The organism is Streptomyces sp. Act143 (assembly GCF_003143935.1).
GTDB lineage: Bacteria > Actinomycetota > Actinomycetes > Streptomycetales > Streptomycetaceae > Streptomyces.
Window position 1 is genome coordinate 4652322 of record NZ_QFRX01000001.1, and the last position, 22985, is coordinate 4675306.

The window sequence follows — 22985 nt, forward strand, 5'->3', positions numbered from 1 at the left end:
GCTCGTGCGGTGCCCACCACAGATCTGGCCCCGCAGCTCCTGCCGCTGGTCGGCGGCCCCGCGAACGTCCTCTCCGTCGCCCACTGCATGACCCGGCTGCGGCTGGGCCTCGCCGACCGCGACCTGGTGGACGGGGAGGCGCTGCGCGGGCTGCCCGGTGTCCTGGGGGTGGTCGAGGACGGCGACTCGTACCAGATCGTGCTCGGGCCGGGGGCGGTGACCCGGGTGACGGCGGACTTCGAGGCGCTGCTGCGGAAGGAGACGCAAAAGGCGCGCAACGCGACCCCGGTGAAGCTGGCCCTGCGCCGGGTCGCGAACGTCTTCGTCCCGCTGATCCCCGCGCTGATCGGCTGCGGGGTGCTGGCGGGCGTCAACGGCCTGCTGCTGAACCTGGGTTGGCTGCCGGGCCTGACCCCCGCCCTGGCCGCGATCGCGAGCGCCTTCATGTCGCTCATCGCGGTGTTCGTCGGGTACAACACGGCGAAGGAGTTCGGCGGCACGCCGGTGCTGGGCGGCGCGGTGGCGGCGATCGTCGTGTACCCGGGGGTGGCGAAGGTGACGGCGTTCGGGGTGACGCTGGCGCCGGGCCAGGGCGGCGTCCTGGGCGCGCTGGCGGCGGCGCTGCTGGGGACGTACGTGGAGAAGTGGTGCCGGGGCCGGGTCCCGGGGGCACTGGACGTGCTGGTGACCCCGACGGTCACCGTCCTCGTGTCCGGCCTGGCGACCCTGTACGTCCTCATGTACACCGCCGGCGCCGTCTCCACGGCGATCGGCACGGCGGCGAACTGGCTGCTGTCGACGACGGGCGCCTTCGCCGGCGCGGTCCTCGGCGGGCTCTTCCTCCCCCTGGTGATGCTGGGCCTGCACCAGGCCCTGATCCCGATCCACGCCACGCTCATCGAGCAACAGGGCTCCACCACGCTCCTCCCCCTGCTGGCCATGGCGGGGGCGGGGCAGGTGGGGGCGGCGGCCGCGGTGTACGTACGGCTGCGGCACGACACGGCCATGCGCACGACGATCAAGTCGGCCCTGCCCGCGGGGCTGTTGGGGGTGGGAGAGCCGCTGATCTACGGGGTGTCGCTGCCGTTGGGGAGACCGTTCCTGACCGCCTGCGCAGGCGGGGCGGCGGGCGGGGCGTTCGTCGGGCTGTTCGCGATGCTCGGGGAGCGGGTGGGGGCGACCGCGATCGGCCCGTCGGGGTGGGCGCTGTTTCCGCTGCTGGCCGGGGACGCGGGGTGGGCGACGGCAGCAGGGATCTACGGGGGCGGACTCCTGACGGCGTACGTGGTCGGGTTCGGGGCGACTTACACGTTCGGGTGGCCGCGGAGGTGACCGTCCCCGCGGCCGGTCGTTTCCCGATCATGAAGAAGATGCTCATGGCCGCCGTCCTGGCCGGCTCCGCCGTCGCCCTCGCCGCCCCCGCACACGCCGACCACGACCCCGGCGCCCATGCGGGCAACCACTGGGGTTCGGCCGCCCCGGTGATGTGCACCGCGGAGAACACCGTCAAGCCGGTGCTCGGCGACCTCGCCTCCGCCCCGACGCACGCCTGCCCTTGACCGGAGACCGCGGAGATTTACCGGCCACGGGCGACCGTCGGCATGGTCGACCTTCATCGAGACGGCCATAGAGGTCAGGATCTGACCTATACCGCTCCTAGCGTGCCCTCATGACCGACACCACGCAGGACATGGCCACCGAACGCACCGACCTGCTGGAAGTGCTGGCCCACCACCGGCACTTCCTGCGCTTCACCACCCGTGACCTCACCGACGAGCAGGCCGGGCAGCGGACCACGGCCAGTGAGCTGTGCCTGGGCGGCCTGATCAAGCACGTCACCTCGGTGGAACGGAACTGGGCGAACTTCATCCTCAACGGCCCGTCGCCGTCGGACGACTTCAGCAACAGGACCGAGGCCGACTTCGCCCGGCGCGCCGACGAGTTCCGGATGCAGCCCGGCGACACCCTGGCCGGTGTGCTGGCCGCCTACGAGGAGGCGGCCCGCCGGACCGACGAGATCGTCACGTCCCTGCCCGACCTGAACGCCGACCACCCGCTGCCCGAGGCTCCTTGGTTCAAGCCCGGGGCTCGATGGTCGGCGCGCAGGGTGCTGCTGCACATCGTCGGCGAGACGGCCCAGCACGCCGGGCACGCCGACATCATCCGGGAGTCCCTGGACGGCGCGAAGAGCATGGGCTGACGGCTCCCGAAGCTCAAGCGCCCCGCTCAGCCCTCCACCGTCCCGGATGACGCACAGCCCCCGTCAGGCGCTGCAACACCTGCGGGGGCCTGACCGCGACACCCGTACGGATCCCCCGTAGAACTCCCCGCTCCGGTGAACGCCACCCTGGACACCGACAAGCTCAAGGACGACGCGGACTGAGACACTGGCCGTCATGAACCACGCCCAGCTCACCGCCCTCGGCCGAGCCCTCCGCCTCCTCGGCGAGCACGGCGAGGCCCTCACCGCCGACACCCCGGACGCCAAGCTGCACGAGGTGAAGGCCGACATCAAGCGCGCCCTGGAGCTGCTCGACGAGAGCGTCACCGGCGCCGCCCCCAGCACCCGCTGCGCCGAGCACCCGAACGGGCCCGTCGACGAGAACGCCCCCGACCTGTGCCTGCTCTGCGAGACCCGGCGCCGCGCCGCCCGCCGCGCCTCCATCAACGGCCCCGCCCAGACCGGCCCCAACGCGACCGCCCCCTCTCGCTACGGCGTCCGGGACGACCGCCCCCAGCCGCAGCAGCGCTGGCTGCCCGAGCTGTGGAACGGGCAGGAGTGGCAGCTGTGCGGCACCCCGCGCCGGGACCGCCGGGAGGCCGAGCTGTACCTGGCGGCGGCCCGCAGGGGGCCGCGCGCCGCGATGGCGTACCGGCTCGTGCACGAGTTCACCGACTACGAGGTGCTGCGGGTGTGGGGGACGCCGGTGAAGGTGGACATCGAGCCGCTGGGGAACCTGTGAGCACGCCGAAGAGGTCCCCCAGCCGTCCTCCCGGGCCTACGACTTGGCCGCCACCTCCGGCGACCCCGCCGCCATGGGCGCTGCCACGCCCCCTGCCGGCTGCTGCCGCGGGATGAAGGAAGCGACCGCGAAGGCGAGCAGGGCCGCGCCGGCGCCCACCGCCAGGACCACCTTGAAGCCGTTCTCCGAGGGCAGCGCGTAGCCGCCGAAGTCCGTCGTCAGCTGGGCGAGGATGACGCCCGCGATGGCGCTCGCCGACGAGGTGCCGATCGATCGCATCAGGGTGTTGAGGCTGTTCGCCGCCGCCGTCTCCGATGCCGGGACGGCGCCCATGATGAGCGCGGGCATCGAGCCGTAGGTGAAGCCGATGCCGGCGCCGATGACGCAGGCGGTGAGCACGAAGTGCCAGACCTCCGACATCAGCACGATGTTGAGGCCGTAGCCCGCCGCCACGATCAGCGCGCCGATCATCAGCGTGACCTTCGGGCCCCGGGCCTTGGAGACGGCCGCCGAGAGCGGGGCCGTGGCCATCATGACCAGGCCGGACGGGGCCATCACCAGACCGGCGACCAGCATCGACCTGCCGAGGCCGTAACCCGTCTGTGCGGGCAGCTGGAGCAGCTGCGGCAGGACCAGCGACATGGCGAACATGGCGAACCCGACCGCGATCGAGGCCAGGTTGGTGACCAGGACCTGACGGCGGGCGGTGGTGCGGAGGTCGACCAGCGGCTGGTCGGTGCGCAGCTCGTACCAGCCCCAGGCGAGCAGGATCACGACGGCCGCGGCGAACAGGCCGAGGGTCGTGCCGCTGGTCCAGCCCCAGTCCGCGCCCTTGGAGATGCCGAGCAGCAGGCAGATCAGACCGGCCGCCATGCCGAGGCCGCCCAGCAGGTCGAAGCGGCCGCCGGTGCGCACCTCGGACTCGGGGACCAGCCCGAGGACCAGGCCGCCGGCGACGACGCCCAGCACCGCCGAGGTCCAGAACAGCACGTGCCAGCTGAAGTTGTCGGCGATGAGGGCCGCGGCGGGCAGACCCAGCGCGCCGCCGATGCCGAGGGAGGCGCTCATCAGGGCGGTGGCTCCGGCCAGCCGCTCCGCCGGGAGCTCGTCGCGCATGATGCTGATGCCGAGCGGGATCACACCGGAGGCCAGGCCCTGGAGGGCACGGCCGACGATCATCGGTATGAGGGAGTCGCTCAGCGCGCACACGACCGAGCCCGCCACCAGCATGACGACGCTGATCAGCAGCATCCGGCGCTTGCCGAACATGTCGCCGAGCCGCCCGACGACCGGCGTGGCGACCGCGGCGGCGAGCAGTGTGGCGGTGACCGCCCAGGCGGTGTCGGAGGCGGGGGCGTCGAGGAGCCTCGGCAGCTCCGGGACGATCGGGATCACCAGGGTCTGCATCAGCGAGACCACGATTCCGGCGAAGGCCAGCACCGCCACCACGGCGTTCGGCCGTGATGGTGCTGCGGCAGGGGCGTCGGACATGACTGGGGGCCTCCATCGGCTAGTACTTGACCGAGGCAACCTTAAGTCAGTTGATTGACTTAACCAAGTGACGCAGATCAGCGCGGGGGTCGCGGCAGCACGTACCGCGACCCCCGCGCCGTGGCATCAGCTCAGCGACTGCAGCGCCGCCGCGTCGTACGGCTTCAGCTCGTCGAAGCGGTCCGCGAGGACCTTCGCCGCCCACTCCGGGTCCTGGAGCAGCGCCCGGCCGACGGCGACGAGGTCGAACTCGTCGCGCTCCAGCCGGTCGAGGAGCTCGTCGAGGCCCTTGACCGGGGAGCCCTCGCCCACGAACGCCTTGATGAAGTCGCCGTCCAGGCCGACCGAGCCGACGGTGATGACCGGCTTGCCGGTGAGCTTCTTGGTCCAGCCCGCGAGGTTGAGGTCGGCGCCCTCGAACTCCGGGAGCCAGTAGCGGCGCGTGGAGGCGTGGAAGGCGTCGACGCCGGCGGCGGCGAGCGGGGTCAGGATGGCCTCCAGCTCCTCCGGGGTCTCGGCGAGCCGGGCGTCGTAGGCCTCCTGCTTCCACTGCGAGTAGCGGAAGATGATCGGGAAGTCGGCGGAGACGGTCTCGCGGACGGCGGCGACGATCTCGGCGGCGAACTTGGTGCGGGCGACCGGGTCACCGCCGTAGGCGTCCGTGCGGCGGTTGGTGCCCGCCCACAGGAACTGGTCGACCAGGTAGCCGTGCGCGCCGTGGATCTCCACGCCGTCCATGCCGATGCGCTCGGCGGCGGCAGCGGCCTCGGCGAAGGCGCCGATGACGTCGTCGATGTCGCGCTGGGTCATGGCCGTGCCGGTGGGCTCGGTCGCGCCGATGCGCAGGCCGGAGGGGCCGACCGCGGGGGCCTCGGGGACGGGGTTCTGCCCCTCCTTGCGGACCATGCCGATGTGCCACAGCTGCGGGACGATGGTGCCGCCCGCCGCGTGCACGTCCGCGGCGACCTGCCGCCAGCCCGCGAGCTGCTCCTCACCGTGGAAGCGCGGGACGCGGCTGCTCTGCCCGGCCGAGTCGTGGCCGACGTAGGTCCCCTCGGTGACGACCAGACCGACGCCCGCCGCCGCGCGCCGCGCGTAGTACGACGCGACGTCCGCGCCCGGGATGCCGCCCGGGGAGAACATGCGGGTCATCGGCGCCATCACGATGCGGTTCGGGACGGTCAGGCCGTTGATCGTGATCGGCCGCGACAGGATCTCGGCGGCACGGGAGGCGGGGGCGGAGGCGGTCACGCGGGGCTCCTTGGAGGTGACTCATCTGACCAGCTGGTATGTGCGTACGCATTGTTGCACCCCCTTAAGTAATTGGCTGTGTGGCGCCTCACACCCGGAAAAAGCCCGAGGGCGGCACCCCCTGCCTGCGCAGGAAGTGCCGCCCTCGGTAAGGACGTTGATCAACCGGAGCCGGAGCTCCTCGGTCGATCAGAAGTCCATGTCACCGCCCGGCATGCCGCCACCGGCGGGCGCGGCGGCCTTCTCCGGCTTGTCGGCGATGACGGCCTCGGTGGTGAGGAAGAGCGCGGCGATGGAGGCGGCGTTCTGCAGGGCAGAGCGGGTCACCTTCGCCGGGTCGATGATGCCTTCCTTGACCAGGTCGACGTACTCACCGGTCGCGGCGTTGAGGCCGTGACCCGGGGTGAGGTTGCGGACCTTCTCCACCACGACGCCGCCCTCGAGGCCGGCGTTCACGGCGATCTGCTTCAGCGGGGCCTCCAGGGCGAGCTTGACGGCGGCAGCGCCGGTCGCCTCGTCACCCTCCAGCTCCAGCTTCTCGAAGACACCGGAGGCCTGGAGCAGGGCCACGCCACCACCGGCGACGATGCCCTCCTCGACGGCCGCCTTGGCGTTGCGCACGGCGTCCTCGATGCGGTGCTTGCGCTCCTTGAGCTCGACCTCGGTCGCGGCACCGGCCTTGATGACGGCGACGCCACCGGCGAGCTTGGCCAGGCGCTCCTGGAGCTTCTCGCGGTCGTAGTCCGAGTCGCTGTTCTCGATCTCGGCGCGGATCTGGTTCACGCGACCGGCGACCTGGTCGGCGGAGCCGGCACCGTCGACGATGGTGGTCTCGTCCTTGGTGATGACGACCTTGCGGGCGCGGCCCAGGAGGTCCAGGGTCGCGTTCTCCAGCTTGAGGCCGACCTCCTCGGAGATGACCTCGCCGCCCGTGAGGATGGCGATGTCGCCGAGCATGGCCTTGCGGCGGTCGCCGAAGCCCGGGGCCTTGACGGCGACGGACTTGAAGGTGCCGCGGATCTTGTTGACGACCAGGGTCGACAGGGCCTCGCCCTCGACGTCCTCGGCGATGATCAGCAGCGGCTTGCCCGACTGCATGACCTTCTCCAGGAGCGGGAGCAGGTCCTTGACGGAGCCGATCTTGGAGTTGGCGATGAGGATGTACGGGTCGTCGAGCGACGCCTCCATCCGCTCCATGTCGGTGGCGAAGTACGCCGAGATGTAGCCCTTGTCGAAGCGCATACCCTCGGTGAGCTCCAGCTCCAGACCGAAGGTCTGGGACTCCTCGACGGTGATGACGCCTTCCTTGCCGACCTTGTCCATCGCCTCGGCGATGAGCTCGCCGATCTGGGTGTCGGCGGCGGAGATGGAGGCCGTGGAAGCGATCTGCTCCTTGGTCTCGACATCCTTCGCCTGCTCCAGCAGGGCACCGGAGACGGCCTCGACGGCCTTCTCGATACCGCGCTTCAGCGCCATCGGGTTGGCACCGGCGGCCACGTTGCGCAGACCCTCGCGGACCAGCGCCTGGGCGAGAACGGTCGCGGTGGTCGTACCGTCACCGGCGACGTCGTCCGTCTTCTTGGCGACTTCCTTGACCAGCTCGGCGCCGATCTTCTCGTACGGGTCCTCGAGCTCGATCTCCTTGGCGATGGAGACACCATCGTTGGTGATCGTGGGGGCGCCCCACTTCTTCTCGAGGACGACGTTGCGACCCTTGGGGCCGAGCGTCACCTTGACGGCGTCCGCGAGCTGGTTCATGCCGCGCTCGAGGCCGCGCCGCGCCTCCTCGTCGAACGCGATGATCTTGGCCATGTGAAGTGGTCCCTCCAGGACTGGGGGTGATTCCTTCGGACCGCGCCCGCGCCCGCGACGGACGGCCTGCCTGCCTCGTGGTTCCTTGCCCCACCCGGCCTGCGGCCTCACCGACCCGGTCCTTCTTTGTCACTCTCACCTTCAGAGTGCTAACGCCAATGATTAGCACTCGACCCCTGCGAGTGCAAGCGCCTCTCGGGATCGAGCGACCCTGCCCACGCCCCGCACCACCAGGCCCGTACCGGCTCCGGACAGGCCGAAGGGCCCGCACCCCTCACGAGGTGCGAGCCCTTCAGCAGAAGACGTCGCTTGCGGTTTGGTCGGTCGCGCGATCAGGCGGTGACGCGAACCATGTCGGCCTGCGGGCCCTTCTGGCCCTGCGAGATCTCGAACTCCACCCGCTGGCCTTCTTCCAGGGTGCGGTACCCGTCCATCTGGATCGCGCTGTAGTGGACGAAAACATCCGCACCACCGTCGACCGCGATGAAGCCGTACCCCTTCTCCGCGTTGAACCACTTGACGGTGCCCTGAGCCATGCCTAACTCCCCTATTACTGGCCCTTGCACAGATCCACACTTCGCGGATCCGGGTCAGACCTCACCCCCCACGGATTGGGGGCGTGCGCCGGAACGCGTCGACCGCGGCTGAATGTATCTGTCCAACTGCCGTCTGCAACAGGTCAATCGGACGAGAATTCTGGACGTGCGGGGTCCGGAATGTAGTGAGAATTCGCCCGAATTCAGGGCAAGTCGGGCCTCATAAAAGGCACAAAACTCGCAAAGGAACCACACACTTTGGCTGCTTCTCGTCGCAAGTGGAGCAGGTACTCATATGCGTGTGGCATGGAAGGCGCAGCAGCTTCCCCAACTGTACCGCGCTCAACCATAGAGAATTGCCCCCTCCGCTTCTCTCACGGAGGGGGCAATCCGATGAACTCTCGGTAATAGGCGTTACCGAAGGTAATGATCAGTCATTCGGTCAGCCGCGGTCAGCCGCCGGCGACGGCCGGAATGATCGAGACGCCCGCGCCGTCCGGGGTGGCGGTCTCCAGGCCCTGCTCGAAGCGGACGTCGTCGTCGTTCACGTACACGTTGACGAACCGGCGCAGCTTGCCCTGGTCGTCGAGGACGCGGGCGGCGATACCGGTGTGGTTCTTCTCCAGGTCGGCGATGACGTCGGCGAGGGTGGCACCCTCGGCGGCGACCTCGGCCCGACCGCCGGTGTAGGTACGCAGGATGGTGGGGATGCGGACGGTCACGCTCATGCGAGGCCAGCCTCTCGGAAGGAGTCCAGGTTCGGGCGGATGGTGGCGGTGAGGCCGGTGCCGGCCACCGCGTCGAGGGTCTTGAGGCCGTCGCCGGTGTTGAGGACGACGGTGGTGAGCGTCGGGTCGAGGAGACCGTTCTCGATCAGCTTGCGGGTCACGCCGACCGTCACGCCACCGGCGGTCTCCGCGAAGATGCCCTCCGTGCGGGCCAGCAGCTTGATCGCGTCGACGATCTGCTCGTCGGTCACGTCCTCCACCGCACCGCCGGTGCGCCGGGCGATGTCGAGGACGTACGGGCCGTCGGCCGGGTTGCCGATGGCGAGGGACTTGGCGATGGTGTCCGGCTTCTGCGGCCGCACCACGTCGTGGCCCGCCTTGTAGGCGACCGACACCGGCGAGCACCCCTCCGCCTGCGCACCGAAGATCTTGTACGGCTTGTCCTCGACGAGCCCGAGCTTGATCAGCTCCTGCAGCCCCTTGTCGATCTTCGTGAGCTGGGAGCCGGAGGCGATGGGCACCACGAGCTGGTCGGGGAGCTGCCAGCCGAGCTGCTCGCAGATCTCGTACGCCAGGGTCTTGGAGCCCTCCGCGTAGTACGGCCGCAGGTTGACGTTGACGAAGCCCCAGCCCTCGCCGGCCGGGTCGCCGATCAGCTCGGAACAGAAGCGGTTGACGTCGTCGTAGTTGCCCTCGATGCCGACGAGCTCACCGCCGTATACAGCGGCCATGACGACCTTGCCCTGCTCCAGGTCGTGCGGGATGAACACGCAGGACCGGAAGCCGGCGCGGGCGGCGGCGGCGCCGACGGCACCGGCGAGGTTGCCGGTGGAGGAGCAGGACAGGGTGGTGAAGCCGAAGGCACGGGCGGCCTCCAGGGCCTGGGCGACCACGCGGTCCTTGAAGGAGTGCGTCGGGTTGCCGGAGTCGTCCTTCACGAAGAGCTTGCCGGTGTCGACACCGAGCTCGCGGGCGAGGTTGTCGGCCTTGACGAGCTTGGTCCAGCCGGGGTTGATGTTCGGCTTGTCGGCCACGTCCGCGGGGACGGGCAGCAGGGGCGCGTAGCGCCAGATGTTCGCGGGTCCCGCCTCGATGCGCTTGCGGAGCTCCTCGGTGTCGTAGGCCGAGAAGTCGTAGGCGATCTCCAGCGGGCCGAAACACTCCTCGCAGGCGAAGACCGGGCCGAGCGGTACGCGGTGACCGCACTCGCGGCAGCTCAGCGCCGCGGCGGGACCCAGATCGACGGAGTTCGTGGTGCTTGCAACAGTCTGCGCAGCCATGGAGGCGAGGCCCTTTCTCCTCATCTTCCTCACGACGCATCTCGCCGTGAGACGGATTTGGCACCTTCCCTAGCCGGGAGCCTCGCGTGAACGAGACCGGCTGGAGGGTTGCCGGGGCTTCATCGGGCCGTATCCCTCTGCCCCTCTGGATGAGCGGTATGAAGTTGTGGTCGGCGGGTCTGCAGGACATGCGATGGTCACCCGCGTTGTTCAAGACTGTAACCGACGACCTGGACAGTTGAGATAGTCGTCCGAACCGCGAGATGGATCACATGTGAAGGAGCCGCCTACGTGCTGGAAGAAGTCGAGCGCTGGCTGAGCACCCGCTCCTGGTCGGTGTCCGATCGCCCGCTCCACCAGATCATGGCCGCCAAGCAGCGCACGGGGCAGACGGTCAGCGTGGTGCTGCCCGCGCTCAACGAGGAGGAGACGGTCGGTGACATCGTCTCCGTGATACGTCACGACCTGGTGCGCCAGGTCCCGCTGGTTGACGAGATCGTCGTCGTCGACTCGGGGTCGACCGACCGCACCTCGCAGGTGGCCGCCGCGGCCGGCGCCACGGTGGTGCACCGCGACGAGATCCTGCCCCGGCTGCCCGCGCTCCCCGGCAAGGGCGAGGTGCTGTGGCGCTCCCTGCTCGCCACCACCGGCGACATCGTCTGCTTCATCGACGCGGACCTGAAGGAGTTCTCCTCGGACTTCGTCACCGGCATCGTCGGTCCGCTGCTCACCGAACCCGGCGTCGACCTGGTCAAGGCCATGTACGACCGCCCGCTCGGCGGCGCCGCGGGCCAGGGCGGCCGGGTGACCGAGCTGATGGCCCGCCCGCTGCTGAACATGCACTGGCCGCAACTGGCCGGCTTCGTCCAGCCGCTGGGCGGCGAGTACGCGGCCCGCCGCTCCCTGCTGGAACAACTGCCGTTCCCCGTCGGCTACGGCGTCGAGCTCGGCATGCTGGTCGACGCCCTGCACCTGGTCGGCCTGGACGCGCTCGCCCAGGTCGACGTGGGTGTCCGCAAACACCGCCACCAGGACGGCCAGGCCCTCGGCCGGATGTCCGCCGCGATCTACCGCACGGCCCAGCTGCGCCTGGCCCGCGGCCACCTGATCCGCCCGTCCCTCACCCAGTTCGAACGCGGCGAGGACGGCTTCGAGCCGCGCACCTACTCCGTGGACACGGAGGAACGGCCCCCGATGGTGGAGATCACGGAGTACGCGGAACGGAAGGTGGCCTGAACCCAGGTACTCGCCGCCCTTGCCGTAGGTGTGCAGGCCGTGGTGCTTCTTGGCGCAGAACTGGCCGTCGGCGTAGCAGTTGCCCGCGGGACTCTTGATCTTGCAGGGCTTGGCGGCGGCGGTGGCGGCGTGGGCCTCGGCCTGGAACGAGGCAAGGCCGAGGGCGAGAACGGCCGTCAGGGCGGCGCTGGACAGTCTGGTGGCTCTTCTGGCGAGCGAACCGGACGAACGTTTGAGTAATCCGTCGTCGGGCTAGGTTGATCCGTATGGTCCGTATGGCTACAACGTTCGGCGCTGCGCAGGTACTGGTGGCCTCCAACCGGGGCCCTGTCTCGTACGACGTCCTGGCGGACGGCACACTGGCCGCCCGGCGTGGCGGTGGCGGGCTGGTCTCGGGGCTCTCGGCGATCGGGGCGGACGCGGACGCGCTGTGGGTGTGCTCGGCACTGAGCGACGGCGACCGCGAGGCGGTGCGGCGCGGAGTGGGCGAGGCGGGCGTGCGGATGCTCGACATCCCGGCCGACGTGCACGCGGACGCGTACAACGGCATCGCCAACTCGGTCCTGTGGTTCGTCCACCACATGCTGTACCAGACCCCGCTGGAGCCGGTCTTCGACGCGGAGTTCCGGCGGCAGTGGACGTCGTACGAGACGTACAACCGCGCCTTCGCCGAGGCGCTGGCGCAGGAGGCGGCCGAGGGTGCGGCCGTCGTGGTCCAGGACTACCACCTCACCCTGGTCCCGGGGATGCTCCGCGCGCTCCGGCCCGATCTGCGCATCGGCCACTTCTCGCACACCCCCTGGGCGCCGCCGGAGTACTTCCGGATACTGCCGGACGACGTGGCCGAGCAGGTGCTGCGGGGCATGCTGGGCGCCGACCGGCTGGGGTTCCTGACCCGCCGCTGGGCGTCGGCGTTCGAGGCGTGCGCGGCGGAGCTCGCCGGCGGGCTCGGGGACACCCGGATCGGCGTGCACGGGCTCGGCGCGGACGCGGACTTCCTGCGCAAGCGGTCGCACGAGGCGGACGTCGACGAGCGGATGGCCGCGCTGAAGGCGGAGATCGGCGCGGGCCGCAGGGCCGTCGTCCGGGTGGACCGCACCGAGCTGTCGAAGAACATCGTGCGGGGCCTGCGCGCCTACGAGCATCTGCTGGAGACCCGCCCGCAGTGGCGGGAGCGGGTCGTGCACGTGGCGTTCGCCTACCCGTCCCGGCAGGACCTGGCCGTCTACCGGGACTACACGGCCGAGGTGCAGCGGCTGGCGGAGGAGATCAACTCCCGCTACGGGACCGCGGGCTGGACCCCGGTGGTGCTGCACGTGAAGGACGACTTCGCCCGCTCCCTGGCCGCGTACCGGCTCGCCGACGTGGCCCTGGTCAACCCCATCCGCGACGGCATGAACCTGGTCGCGAAGGAGGTGCCGGTGGTCTCCGACGCGGGCTGCGCGCTGGTGCTGTCGCGGGAGGCGGGGGCCTACGAGGAGCTGGGCGAGGACGCGCTCGTGGTGAACCCGTACGACGTGATCGGCACGGCCGACGCCCTGCACGCGGCGCTGACGATGGCGCCGGAGGAGCGGGCGGAGCGCACGAAGCGGCTGGCCGCCGCGGCCACGGCGTTGCCGCCCACGCAGTGGTTCCTCGATCAGCTGGCCGCGTTGCGCTCCTGATCCGGGGCGGGCGGGAGCTGTCCCGCCAGCCAGGTCAGCAGCCGTACCAGTCCCGCCGGGCCGTCCACCACCAGGTCGGCCCGTTCCTTCAGCTCGGCCACCTCCTCGCTGCCCGTGCTGCACACCAGCAGCCCCGGCACGCCGTCGGAGCGGAGCTTGTCCACGGCGGCGAAGGCGGGGAGGTCTCCCAGGTCGTCACCGGCGTAGAGCACGGCCTCGGCGCCGAGCTCGCGGACGTACTCCGTCAGGGCCCGGCCCTTGTCCATGCCGGGCGGGCGGAGTTCCAGGACCAGGCGGCCGGGCTCGACGATCAGGCCGTGCCGGGTGGCCAGGTCGGTGAGGGGGGCGCGGAGGGCGTCGAAGGCGGCCTGCGGGTCCTTCGCCCTGCGGGTGTGGACGGCGACGGCACGGCCCTTCTCCTCGATCCAGGTGCCCTGCCAGGCGCCGATGCCGTCGAGGAAGCCGGGGAGCTCGGCGCGGACGGCGGCGACCCCGGGGTGCGGGGCGGGCGCGGTGACCTCGCCGCTGACGGCGTCCCAGCGTTCGGCGCCGTAGTGGCCGAGGACGGTGAGATGCGCGAGGCCGGGGGCCCCGGCGAAGCCCCCGAGGCGGACGGCGACCCCGGCGGGGCGGCCGGTGACGACGGCGACGGCGGCGATCCGCGGCGCGAGTGCGGCGAGCGCGGGAACGGCGTCGGGGTGGGCCCGCGCCTGCTCCGGGTCGGCGACGATCGGGGCGAGCGTGCCGTCGAAGTCGAGCGCGACGACCGTTTTCGCGGGGCGCGCGAGCATCGCGGCGAGGCCGTCCCGGCCGGCCTGGGTCACCGGGGTCGGCGTCGGCGTCGGCAGGGAGTCGTCCGTGGAGTCCTTGTGGCTGCCCATGGAAGGACCATATCCACGGCGGCGGATCGCACGCCTTTTTCTCGCCCCCGCCGTCCTTACCGGCTGACGGACCTCACCGCTCCGACCGCCGCGCCTCCCGCACCCGGCGCAGCCGGTTCACCGTCACCGGGTCGGCGGCCAGGGCCCTCGGGTCGTCCAGCAGGGCGTTCAGCAGCTGGTAGTAGCGGACCGGGGCCAGGCCCAGTTCCTCGCGTATCGCGCGCTCCTTCGCGCCGGGACCGGCGAAGCCGCGGCGTTCCAGCGCGAGGACGGCCAGTTCTCGGGGGGCCAGGTCGTTCATGTCAGCGACCGTAGCCCCCGCCACCGACAAGGCCCACCCCGAGGCCGTGGGCCGCTACTCCGCGCTCTCCGCCAGCAGCGCCTTCGACTGGATGTCGCCGAGGATCACCGACGGGCTGCCCCCGGCCGTCACCGCCTTGCCGATCCGCTGCTTCACCGCCGCGCTGACCGTCGCCCAGGAGACCTTGCCGACGGGGTAGAGCTCGGAGCCGGTGAGCTCCGTCAGGAAGGGCTTGAGGTCCTGGTCCTCCTTCGCCGTGCTCATCACATCGGAGGCCGACATGGTCACCGGCAGCAGGTCGTACTCGCGGGAGAAGGCCAGCACGTTCTTCTCGTCGTAGACGAAGTCGAGGAAGTCCCCGATCTGCTCGGCGTGCCCGTTCTTCTTGAACGCGGTCATCCAGTCGGCGACGCCCATGGAGTACTTGGTCGGGCCGTCGACGCCCGGCATCGGGACCATGCCGAACTTCACGCCCTTCGCGGCGGCCGTCTTCATCAGCGTGGGATGCCCGTTGAGCATGCCGACCCGGCCGTCCGCGAACGCGGCGAACGCGTCCGCCCGGTTCAGCTTGCCCGGCGCGACCGGACCGGTCAGCCCCTTGCCGACCAGGTCGTCCTTGAGCCAGGTGAGGGTGTCGACGTTCGCCGCGGAGTCGATGCCGTAGGTGCCGGTGTCCTCGGTGTAGCCGCCCCCGCCGCTGAGCAGCCACTGCATGGTCTCGGCCTGCGCCTCCTCGGAGCCGAGCGGCAGGGCGTAGGGGTACTGCACGCCCTCCGCCTTGAGCGCGGCGGCGTCCTCGGCGAGGTCGTCCCAGGTCTTGGGCGGGGTCAGCCCGGCCTTGGCGAAGAGGGTCTTGTTGTAGAAGAGCAGCCGGGTGGAGGCCGCGAACGGCATGCCGTACTGCGTGGAGTCCACCTCGCCCGCCGTGGCGAGCTGCGAGACGAAGTCGGCCTGCGTGGGGATGGAGAGCAGTTCGTCCGCGGAGTAGAGCAGACCGTCGTGGGCGTAGTCGGCGTACGCGCCGATCTGCGCCATGTCGGGCGCGTCCCCGTCCGCGACCATCTCCTTGACCTTGCGGTCGACGTCGTTCCAGGAGTAGACGCTGACGTCGATCTTCACGCCGGGGTGGTCGGACTCGTAGTCCGCCACCAGGTCGTCCCAGTACTTCTGGGAGCTGTTCGCCTTGCTGTCCCCGTAGTCGGCGGCGACCAGCCGCAGGGTGACGTCCCCCGACCCCCCGCCCAGGCCGCAGCCGCCGAGAACCGCCGTCATGCCCAGTGCGGACACCACCGCGATCGTTCCTGTCCTACGCCGCTGCACTGCTCTGCCCCACATCGTCGTCATCGTCGTCATCGTCTTCGAAACTTTCGAAAGGTCAGACATAAGGTCTACACCACGTGAGTGGACTAGACCTCTCACGGGTCGGCGGGCCACACTACCCCCGTGAGACATGTCATCGCCCTCGACGTGGGCGGCACCGGGATGAAGGCCGCTCTGGTCGGCACCGGCGGCGAGCTGCTGCACCAGGCCCGCCGCGCGACCGGCCGCGAACGCGGCCCGGACGCCGTCGTCGCGGGCATCCTCGACTTCGCCGCCGAGCTGCATGCGTACGGCGCCGAGCACCTCGGCGAGCCCGCGTCCGCCGCCGGCGTCGCCGTCCCCGGCATCGTCGACGCGCAGCAGGGTGTCGCCGTCTACGCCGCCAACCTCGGCTGGCGCGACGTCCCGCTGCGCGACCTGCTCACCGAGCGGCTCGGCGGCATCCCCGTCGCCCTCGGCCACGACGTCCGCACCGGCGGCCTCGCCGAGGGCCGGATCGGCGCCGGGCAGGGAGCCGACCGCTTCTTCTTCGTCCCCCTCGGCACCGGCATCGCGGGCGCCATCGGCATCGGCGGCCGGGTGGAGGCGGGCGCCCACGGCTTCGCGGGCGAGATCGGCCACATCGTCGTACGTCCGGGAGGGGTGCCCTGTCCGTGCGGCCAGGCCGGCTGCCTGGAGCGGTACGCCTCCGCGGCGGCGGTCAGCGAGGCATGGGCGGCGGCCTGCGGGGACCCGAACGCGGACGCGGCGGACTGCGCCAAGGCCGTCGAGTCCGGAGACCCCGAGGCCCAGGCCGTCTGGCAGAACGCCGTCGACGCCCTCGCCGACGGCCTGGTCACCGCCCTCACCCTCCTGGACCCCAGCACCCTGATCATCGGTGGCGGCCTGGCGGAGGCGGGGGAAACCTTGTTCACACCACTGCGGGACGCGGTCCGGCAGCGGATCACCTTCCAGAAGCTGCCGTCGGTGGTCCCGGCGGCCTTGGGCGACACGGCAGGTTGTCTGGGTGCCGGGCTACTGGCCTGGGATCTCCTCGACACGACGAACGGTATGGAGGTAACCCCCTGATGGCAGCCGACCAAGGGGCGCGGGGAACTGCGCGACCAGCCACAACGCACCCGCAGCCCGCAACGGCAGGCACCCCTGTGGTCCTCTCCGGCGCAACGGTCGTCCTCCCCACAGGAACCGTCCAGAACGGCCGAGTGATCATCGACGGCAACAAGATCATCGGCGCCGCGCCGGAGAACGCCCGGATCACCGACGTCACCGGCTACACCCTGGTCCCAGGATTCGTGGACATCCACAACCACGGCGGCGGCGGAGCCTCGTTCACCTCGGGCACCGTCGACGAGGTCCTCCAGGGCATCCACACCCACCGCCTCCACGGCACCACCACCCTGGTCGCCTCCACCGTCACCGGCGACATGGACTTCCTCGCCCAACGGGCCGGCCTGCTCAGCGAACTCGCCGAGCAGGGCGACATCGCCGGCATCCACTTCGAGGGCCCGTTCATCTCCCCGTGCCGCAAGGGCGCGCACTCGGAGGAGCTGCTGCGCGACCCCGACCCGGCCGAGGTCCGCAAGCTCATCGACGCGGCCAGGGGCAAGGCCAGGATGGTCACCCTCGCCACCGAACTCCCCGGCGGCGTGGACTCCGTACGGCTGCTCGCCGAGCACGGCGTCATCGCGGCGATCGGCCACACCGACGCGACGTACGAGCAGACGGTGGCGGCCATCGACGCGGGCGCGACCGTCGCGACCCACCTCTTCAACGCGATGCCCGCCCTCGGCCACCGCACCCCGGGTCCCATCGCGGCCCTGCTGGAGGACGAGCGGATCACGGTCGAGCTCATCAACGACGGCACGCATCTGCACCCGGCCGCCCTCCAGCTGGCGTTCCATCACAAGGGCCCGGACCGGGTCGCGTTCATCACCGACGCGATGGACGCGGCCGGTTTCGGCGACGGCCGCTACATGCTCGGCCCGCTGGAGGTCGAGGTGAGCGAGGGTGTGGCCCGGCTGGTGGAGGGCGGTTCGATCGCGGGGTCGACGCTGACCCTGGACCGTGCCTTCAAGCGGGCGGTGACCATCGACAAGCTGCCGGTGGAGGACGCCGTCGCGGCCCTGTCCGCCAACCCGGCCCGGCTGCTGGGCATGTCCGACAGCATCGGCTCCCTGGAACCCGGCCGGTACGCCGACCTGGTCCTGCTCGACGCCGACTTCGAGCTCAAGGGCGTCATGCGCCGGGGCGAATGGGTGGTCGATCCCCAACTGGGGTGATCTGTCCATCTGTTGAGGGCGGCGGTTGTCCTGGGAGACTGGGCCGACCGCCGTCCGTTTGGCATGATCACCCCACCAAACGGCTCAGCACACGTCTTCGGGGGAGGTCGGCCCAGGTGATCCTCACGGTCACGCTGAACACCGCTCTCGACATCACCTACCGCGTACGGGCCCTGAAGCCGCACGCCTCCCACCGGGTCTCCGAGGTCACGGAACGCCCCGGCGGCAAGGGCCTGAACGTGGCCCGGGTGCTGGCAGCCCTCGGCCACGAGGTGACGGTCACGGGTTTCACGGGCGGCGCCACCGGCCGCGTCCTCCAGGACCACCTCACCGCGACACCCGGCATCGTCGACGCCCTGCTCCCGGTCGCCGGCGCCACCCGCCGCACCATCGCCGTCGTCGACGAACAGACCGGCGACACCACCCAGCTCAACGAGCCCGGCCCGGCGGTCGCACCGCCGGAGTGGTCGGCCTTCCAGGAGGCGTACGAGGATCTGCTCGCGTCGGCGGACGCGGTGGCCCTGTGCGGCAGCCTGCCGCCGGGTGTGCCGGTGGGCGCGTACGCGGGGTTGGTACGGACGGCTCGCGCGGCCGGCGTCCCGGTCCTCCTCGACACCAGCGGGGAGCCGCTGCGCCGGGGGGTCGCCGCCCGCCCCGACATCATCAAGCCGAACGCCGAGGAACTGGCCGAGCTGACCGGCTCCCACGAGCCGCTGCGGGCCACGCAGGATGCCCGGCGCCGCGGCGCCCGCGCGGTCGTCGCCTCCCTCGGCACCGACGGCCTGCTCGCCACCGCCCCCGAGGGCCGCTGGCGGGCCGTCCCGCCGACCCGCGTCCACGGCAACCCGACGGGCGCCGGCGACTCGGCGGTCGCGGGCCTGCTGTCGGGACTCGTCGAGCACCTGCCGTGGCCGGACCGGCTGGCCCGCGCGGTCGCCCTGTCGGCGGCGACGGTCGCGGCGCCGGTGGCGGGCGAGTTCGACCGGGGGGCCTACGAGGAGCTGCTGGGGCGGGTCGCGGTGACGGGCGTCGCCCACGCGGCCTAGCCGGCTCCTACTCGACCCAGCCCTTGACCAGCCACAGCTGGTCGAGGAGGGCGTCGCACTGGTTGCCCTGCTCGCAGGAGATCTTGATGGTGTTGCTGCCCTTGTTGAGCTGCACGTAGTTGTAGGTCTGCGTCCAGCCCTTGGCGTAGTCGCCCTCGGCGGCCTTGGCGTAGTTCTTCATGCCGACCGGCGTGGTGGAGGCGGTGCCGTTGATCGAGAGGGTCGCGGTGGCGTCCTTGCCGGGCACGCTGTAGCCCGTGTAGAGCGTGTACTTGCCGCTCTTCGGGATGCCGCTGACGTTCCACGTGACCGAGGCGCCGACCTGGTTGAAGCCGTTGAGGTAGATGCCTCCGGCCGCCTTGGCGCCCTCGACGTCGGACGCGGTGGTGATGCCGGGGCCCAGCGACAGCGCCTTCGCGTCGATCTTCGGCAGGTCCTCCTCGGTCACCTGGTCGCTGCTCTGCGACGGGCTCGGCTCGCTGCTCTGCTGGGCGGACGGCGTGCTGGACGCGTCGCTGCCGCCGGCGTCCTTGTCGTCGTCGCCGCCGAGCATGGCCACGCCGATGCCGATGACGACCGCGGCGACCACCGCGATGGCGCCGATCAGCAGCCCCTTGGTGTTGGGGCCGCGGCCCCGGCCGCCGCCGTTGCCGCCGTACGGCTGCTGCTGTGTGGTGGGGGCGCCGCCCGGGAACGTCTCGGGCGCGGCGTAGTGCGCGCTCGGCTGGCCGTAGGCGCCCTGCTGCGGCGCCTGCTGCTGCGGCACCTGGCCGTACGGCGTGGTCTGCTGCTGGTTGTACTGGCGCTGTCCGACGGGGCGCACCCGGTTGACGGTGTTCGGGTAGCCGTAACCGCCGGAGGGCGGCTGGGCTCCGTTGGCCTGCCCGTCGGCATAGAGGTAGCCGAACGGGTCGTCGTCCTCGGGCGGCGTGTTCGCGCCGTTGGTGCCGGACGTCATCCAGGTACTCCTCAGCAGGTGCGGGGTGAATGCGGTACGAGGGGTAAGACTGCGAGCCTACCCGCTCCTGCTGCCCCAAACGGGTGACTCAGACCGCATCAGCCCACTGACCTGGGGATCATCCCGCACGTCTGTGCTGTTTGGGACGAGATCGTTTCTCTACGTACATCCGCTCGTCGGCGGACTTCAACACTTCGTCCGCCGTCATCCCGCAGTGCGCCCACCCGATGCCGAAGCTGGCGCCCACCCGGACGGCCCGGCCCTCGGCGCGGATGGGCTGGATGATCTCGTTGCGCAGGCGTACGGCGAGGTCGGCGGCGTCGGCGCGGCCGAGGCCGTCGGCGAGGATGACGAACTCGTCGCCACCGAGCCGGGCGACGGTGTCGCCGTCGCGGACCTGGCGGGTCAGCCGCCGGGCGACCTCGATGAGAACCGCGTCACCGGCGTTGTGCCCGAACCGGTCGTTGATCGACTTGAAGCCGTCGAGGTCGCAGAAGAGGACCGCGAGCCCCTTGGTGCCGTCGTCGTGGTCGCTCTCGGGGGCGACGGTGTGCACATGGTGGTCGTAGGCGTCGAGGGACTCGGCGCCGGGCCGGAAGTCGAAGCCGTGGCCGTGGGCGTCGAAGGCGGGGTGGCCGTAGGCCGCGTCCAGGGACTCCAGGGCGCCGGGGTGCGCGGGGCGCCGGCACAGGCGGGAGGAGAGGCGGGCGCGCAGCTCGGCGGAGTTCGGCAGGCCGGTGAGGGAGTCGTGGGAGGCGCGGTGGGCGAGCTGGAGCTCGCGGCGCTTGCGGTCCTCTATGTCCTCGACATGGGTGAGGAGGAAGCGGGGGCCGTCGGCGGCGTCGGCGACGACGGAGTTGCGGAGGCTGACCCATACGTACGTGCCGTCGCGGCGCCCGAGCCTGAGCTCCGCGCGTCCGCCCTCCGCGGAGGTCCGCAGCAGGGTGCCTATGTCCTCGGGGTGGACGAGGTCGGAGAAGGAGTAGCGGCGCATCGCGGACGCGGGGCGGCCCAGCAGACGGCACAGCGCGTCGTTGGTGCGCAGGATGCGGCCGTGCTGGTCGCCGCCCATTTCGGCGATGGCCATGCCGGAGGGGGCGTACTCGAAGGCCTGCCGGAAGCTCTCCTCGCTGGCGCGCAGGGCCTGCTGCTCCCTTTCGAGCCTGACCAGTGCGCGCTGCATGTTGGCCCGCAGGCGCGCGTTGCTGATCGCGATGGCGGCCTGGAACGCGTACATCTGGAGCGCTTCGCGGCCCCACGCGCCGGGCCTGCGGCCGTTGCGCGGCCGGTCCACCGACAGCACGCCGATCAGCTCGCCGCTCGAACCGCCCTGCACGCCCGGCGTGAACATCGGCGCGAAGAGCCGGTCGGAGGGGTGCCACTCGTCCTCGAAGCGGGGGGCGGGGCCGTCGGTGTACCACTGCGGCACGTCGTCGTCGTCGAGGACCCAGCCCTCGGTGTGGGGTATGAAGACCAGGTCGCCCCAGTTCTCGCCCATGCTCAGCCGGCGTTCCCAGGACTCGCGGGAGCCGACCCGGCCGGTGATCAGCGCCTCGGCGGCGGGATTGCCCGCGAAGGCCGCGACGACCAGGTCGCCGTCGGGGCGGACGAGGTTGACGCACGCCAGCTCGTAGCCGAGGCCGTTGACGACGCCGTCGGCGACCGTCTGCAGGGTGTCCGCAAGTGACCGGGCGGTGTTCATGTCCGCCATGACCTGATGCAGTTGCCGCAGGGTCGCAAGACGGACGTAGGGCTCCGACTCGGTCTCCATGCTCGCCCTCCCCCCGAGACCTCGCAGCGAATCAAGGGTTCTCATCGGCGTATCGTTCTGGCAGCTTCCCCGCCACTGAATCACAGCGCGCTGCCCACTCGGTACACAGGGTCAACAATTAATGCCCCTTGTGACTCAAGTCACAGCTAAAGATGAACAATTGAGTGGTGTTTCTGCGTTTTCGCTGTGCGTTTACTGAACGCAAACTTTGTCGGCATGTGCGGGGTTGCTATGCGGGGGTTCGCGCGGGTACCCGGCGCGATCGGTCCGCGATCGGTCGGGGGTCCTAGGTCCGGGTTCGGGCGGAGGACCGATGCGGGGCGCACCGGGCGGACACTAGCGTTCCGGACGTGCCGAACACAGCCCCCACCGCCACCGTCCTCCCCTCCGGGCATCCTGAGGGGGTGAGCAACGACGAGTTCCGCGCCGCCATGTCCCGGCTGGCCGCGGGTGTGGTCCTGGTGACCGCCTTCGAGCCGCCGCTGGCCCCGGAGGGACCCAAGGGCGAGGACGTCGGCATGACGGCGACCTCGTTCATGTCGGTCTCCCTGGACCCGCCGCTGGTGCTGGTCAGCCTGCGCGAGGGCTCCCGCATGGACGACCTCCTCGACGAACAGCCCCACTGGGCGGTCTCCGTGCTGGCCGAGAGCCAGCGGCACATCGCGGGCCGCTTCGCCATGAAGGGCCGCCTCAGCGACCGTCTGCTCTTCGAGGACATCCCCTACGTCCGCGGCGAGGCGACCGGCGCGGCACTCGTGGGCGGCGCCCTCGCCACCCTGGAGTGCCGCACGGAACAGCGCGTGCAGGCCGGCGACCACACGCTGGTGATCGGCCGCGTCCTGACGGCGCACGTGCCGAGCGCGGACGGGGGGCCGCTGGCGTACTTCCGGGGGCGCTACCGGCAGTTGGGGTGACGCCTCCCGCCGGGGCAGGTCAGCCGGGGCACGTAATCCGCGTGTGGCCGGCCGGCGGGCCCGCCTAAAGTGCCGCCCATGACCACCCCCGGCCCCGGCCCACGTCTTGAGGAAATAACCCCCCGCAATATCGACGCCGCGCTCGGCATTCGCGTCCGGCCGGAGCAGGAATTCGCGGTCTCCCCGGTGGTGAAGTCCCTCGCCGAGGCCTACGTCCATCCCACCGCCGCCTGGCCCCGCCTCATCGTCGACGGCGACCGCCCGGTCGGCTTCCTGATGGCCTTCTTCGACATCGACTGGCACGAGGACGGCACCGTGTTCCGCTCCGGCCTGTGGCGGCTGAACATCGCCGCGGACGCGCAGGGGCGCGGCTACGGGCGGTTCGCGGTGGAGTCGGTGGCGGCGGAGATCCGCCGCCGGGGCGGCACGGAGCTGTACGTCAGCTGGCACCAGGGCGAGCACGGGCCCGAGAACTTCTACCTCGGCCTCGGTTTCCGTCCCAACGGGGAGCTGGTGGAGGGGGAGACGGTGGGAGTGCTCGGACTGGGGTGAGG

At 71.1% G+C, this 22985-nt stretch carries 22 protein-coding genes and 1 riboswitch; of the genes, 11 read left to right on the top strand and 11 right to left on the bottom strand.

Annotated features, from left to right (window positions below; genetic code table 11):
• The first annotated feature begins 9 nt into the window (after positions 1-9).
• The 4 genes from DI272_RS20960 (at position 10) to DI272_RS20975 (ending at position 2963) form a co-directional block, all read left to right on the top strand.
• On the top strand, positions 10-1332 hold the full coding sequence (locus tag DI272_RS20960; RefSeq protein WP_109500951.1) for a PTS transporter subunit EIIC: 1323 nt from the start codon (positions 10-12) through the stop codon (positions 1330-1332).
• 29 nt (positions 1333-1361) lie between these two features.
• Positions 1362-1559: a hypothetical protein gene (locus DI272_RS20965; RefSeq protein WP_146238373.1), complete on the top strand. Its 198-nt coding sequence runs from the start codon at positions 1362-1364 to the stop codon at positions 1557-1559.
• Between the two features lie 110 nt (positions 1560-1669).
• Entirely contained in the window at positions 1670-2200 is a 531-nt protein-coding gene (locus DI272_RS20970; RefSeq protein ID WP_109496851.1) for a DinB family protein, read from the top strand.
• Positions 2201-2396: 196 nt separating this feature from the next.
• Positions 2397-2963, top strand: a complete 567-nt coding sequence (locus tag DI272_RS20975; protein WP_109496852.1) for a hypothetical protein — start codon at positions 2397-2399, stop codon at positions 2961-2963.
• A gap of 36 nt (positions 2964-2999) precedes the next feature.
• On the opposite strand, the gene DI272_RS20980 is transcribed toward DI272_RS20975, so the two are convergent.
• From DI272_RS20980 to thrC, 6 genes are all read right to left on the bottom strand, one after another.
• Positions 3000-4454, bottom strand: coding sequence for an MFS transporter (locus tag DI272_RS20980; protein WP_109496853.1), 1455 nt, complete (start codon positions 4452-4454; stop codon positions 3000-3002).
• 126 nt (positions 4455-4580) lie between these two features.
• Entirely contained in the window at positions 4581-5705 is a 1125-nt protein-coding gene (locus tag DI272_RS20985; RefSeq protein WP_109496854.1) for an NADH:flavin oxidoreductase, read from the bottom strand.
• Between the two features lie 189 nt (positions 5706-5894).
• Positions 5895-7517: a chaperonin GroEL gene (groL, locus tag DI272_RS20990; protein ID WP_059195844.1), complete on the bottom strand. Its 1623-nt coding sequence runs from the start codon at positions 7515-7517 to the stop codon at positions 5895-5897.
• A 332-nt stretch (positions 7518-7849) separates the two neighbouring features.
• Positions 7850-8053, bottom strand: coding sequence for a cold-shock protein (locus DI272_RS20995; protein ID WP_004986573.1), 204 nt, complete (start codon positions 8051-8053; stop codon positions 7850-7852).
• Between the two features lie 452 nt (positions 8054-8505).
• A complete protein-coding gene (locus DI272_RS21000) occupies positions 8506-8781 on the bottom strand; it encodes a ubiquitin-like small modifier protein 1 (RefSeq protein ID WP_109496855.1) in 276 nt (91 codons plus the stop codon).
• A complete protein-coding gene (gene thrC / locus DI272_RS21005; RefSeq protein WP_109496856.1) occupies positions 8778-10061 on the bottom strand; it encodes a threonine synthase in 1284 nt (427 codons plus the stop codon). The genes DI272_RS21000 and thrC overlap by 4 nt, the downstream gene beginning before the upstream one ends.
• A 17-nt stretch (positions 10062-10078) precedes the next feature.
• A riboswitch (SAM riboswitch) is annotated at positions 10079-10217 on the bottom strand.
• Between the two features lie 135 nt (positions 10218-10352).
• On the opposite strand from thrC, the gene DI272_RS21010 reads away from it, so the two are divergent.
• Both DI272_RS21010 and DI272_RS21015 read left to right on the top strand, forming a co-directional pair.
• Complete coding sequence (locus tag DI272_RS21010; protein WP_109496857.1) at positions 10353-11297, top strand: glucosyl-3-phosphoglycerate synthase; 945 nt, start codon at positions 10353-10355, stop codon at positions 11295-11297.
• Between the two features lie 275 nt (positions 11298-11572).
• A complete protein-coding gene (locus DI272_RS21015) occupies positions 11573-12961 on the top strand; it encodes a trehalose-6-phosphate synthase (RefSeq protein ID WP_109496858.1) in 1389 nt (462 codons plus the stop codon).
• Here the strand turns inward: DI272_RS21015 and otsB are convergent.
• From otsB to DI272_RS21030, 3 genes are all read right to left on the bottom strand, one after another.
• Positions 12937-13842, bottom strand: coding sequence for a trehalose-phosphatase (gene otsB / locus DI272_RS21020; protein ID WP_109496859.1), 906 nt, complete (start codon positions 13840-13842; stop codon positions 12937-12939). The two genes, DI272_RS21015 and otsB, sit on opposite strands and share 25 nt — an antisense overlap.
• A 73-nt stretch (positions 13843-13915) precedes the next feature.
• The gene (locus DI272_RS21025) at positions 13916-14143 is read right to left on the bottom strand and encodes a DUF3263 domain-containing protein (RefSeq protein ID WP_109496860.1); all 228 of its coding nucleotides are present in this window, start codon (positions 14141-14143) and stop codon (positions 13916-13918) included.
• A 54-nt stretch (positions 14144-14197) separates the two neighbouring features.
• The gene (locus tag DI272_RS21030; protein WP_375138116.1) at positions 14198-15415 is read right to left on the bottom strand and encodes an extracellular solute-binding protein; all 1218 of its coding nucleotides are present in this window, start codon (positions 15413-15415) and stop codon (positions 14198-14200) included.
• A gap of 171 nt (positions 15416-15586) precedes the next feature.
• Between DI272_RS21030 and DI272_RS21035 the strand changes: the two genes are divergently transcribed.
• From DI272_RS21035 to DI272_RS21045, 3 genes are all read left to right on the top strand, one after another.
• On the top strand, positions 15587-16531 hold the full coding sequence (locus DI272_RS21035) for an ROK family protein (protein ID WP_109496861.1): 945 nt from the start codon (positions 15587-15589) through the stop codon (positions 16529-16531).
• Complete coding sequence (nagA, locus tag DI272_RS21040) at positions 16531-17742, top strand: N-acetylglucosamine-6-phosphate deacetylase (protein ID WP_109496862.1); 1212 nt, start codon at positions 16531-16533, stop codon at positions 17740-17742. Before DI272_RS21035 ends, nagA begins: the two co-directional genes overlap by 1 nt.
• Before the next feature lie 116 nt (positions 17743-17858).
• Complete coding sequence (locus DI272_RS21045) at positions 17859-18788, top strand: 1-phosphofructokinase family hexose kinase (protein WP_109496863.1); 930 nt, start codon at positions 17859-17861, stop codon at positions 18786-18788.
• 7 nt (positions 18789-18795) lie between these two features.
• On the opposite strand, the gene DI272_RS21050 is transcribed toward DI272_RS21045, so the two are convergent.
• Both DI272_RS21050 and cdgB read right to left on the bottom strand, forming a co-directional pair.
• Complete coding sequence (locus tag DI272_RS21050) at positions 18796-19746, bottom strand: CBM35 domain-containing protein (RefSeq protein WP_109496864.1); 951 nt, start codon at positions 19744-19746, stop codon at positions 18796-18798.
• Between the two features lie 118 nt (positions 19747-19864).
• Positions 19865-21517, bottom strand: coding sequence for a diguanylate cyclase CdgB (cdgB, locus tag DI272_RS21055; protein ID WP_109496865.1), 1653 nt, complete (start codon positions 21515-21517; stop codon positions 19865-19867).
• A gap of 431 nt (positions 21518-21948) precedes the next feature.
• On the opposite strand from cdgB, the gene DI272_RS21060 reads away from it, so the two are divergent.
• Together DI272_RS21060 and DI272_RS21065 are read left to right on the top strand one after the other, a co-directional pair.
• Positions 21949-22431, top strand: coding sequence for a flavin reductase family protein (locus DI272_RS21060; RefSeq protein ID WP_309221696.1), 483 nt, complete (start codon positions 21949-21951; stop codon positions 22429-22431).
• A 78-nt stretch (positions 22432-22509) separates the two neighbouring features.
• A complete protein-coding gene (locus DI272_RS21065; protein WP_109496867.1) occupies positions 22510-22983 on the top strand; it encodes a GNAT family N-acetyltransferase in 474 nt (157 codons plus the stop codon).
• Positions 22984-22985 lie beyond the last annotated feature (2 nt).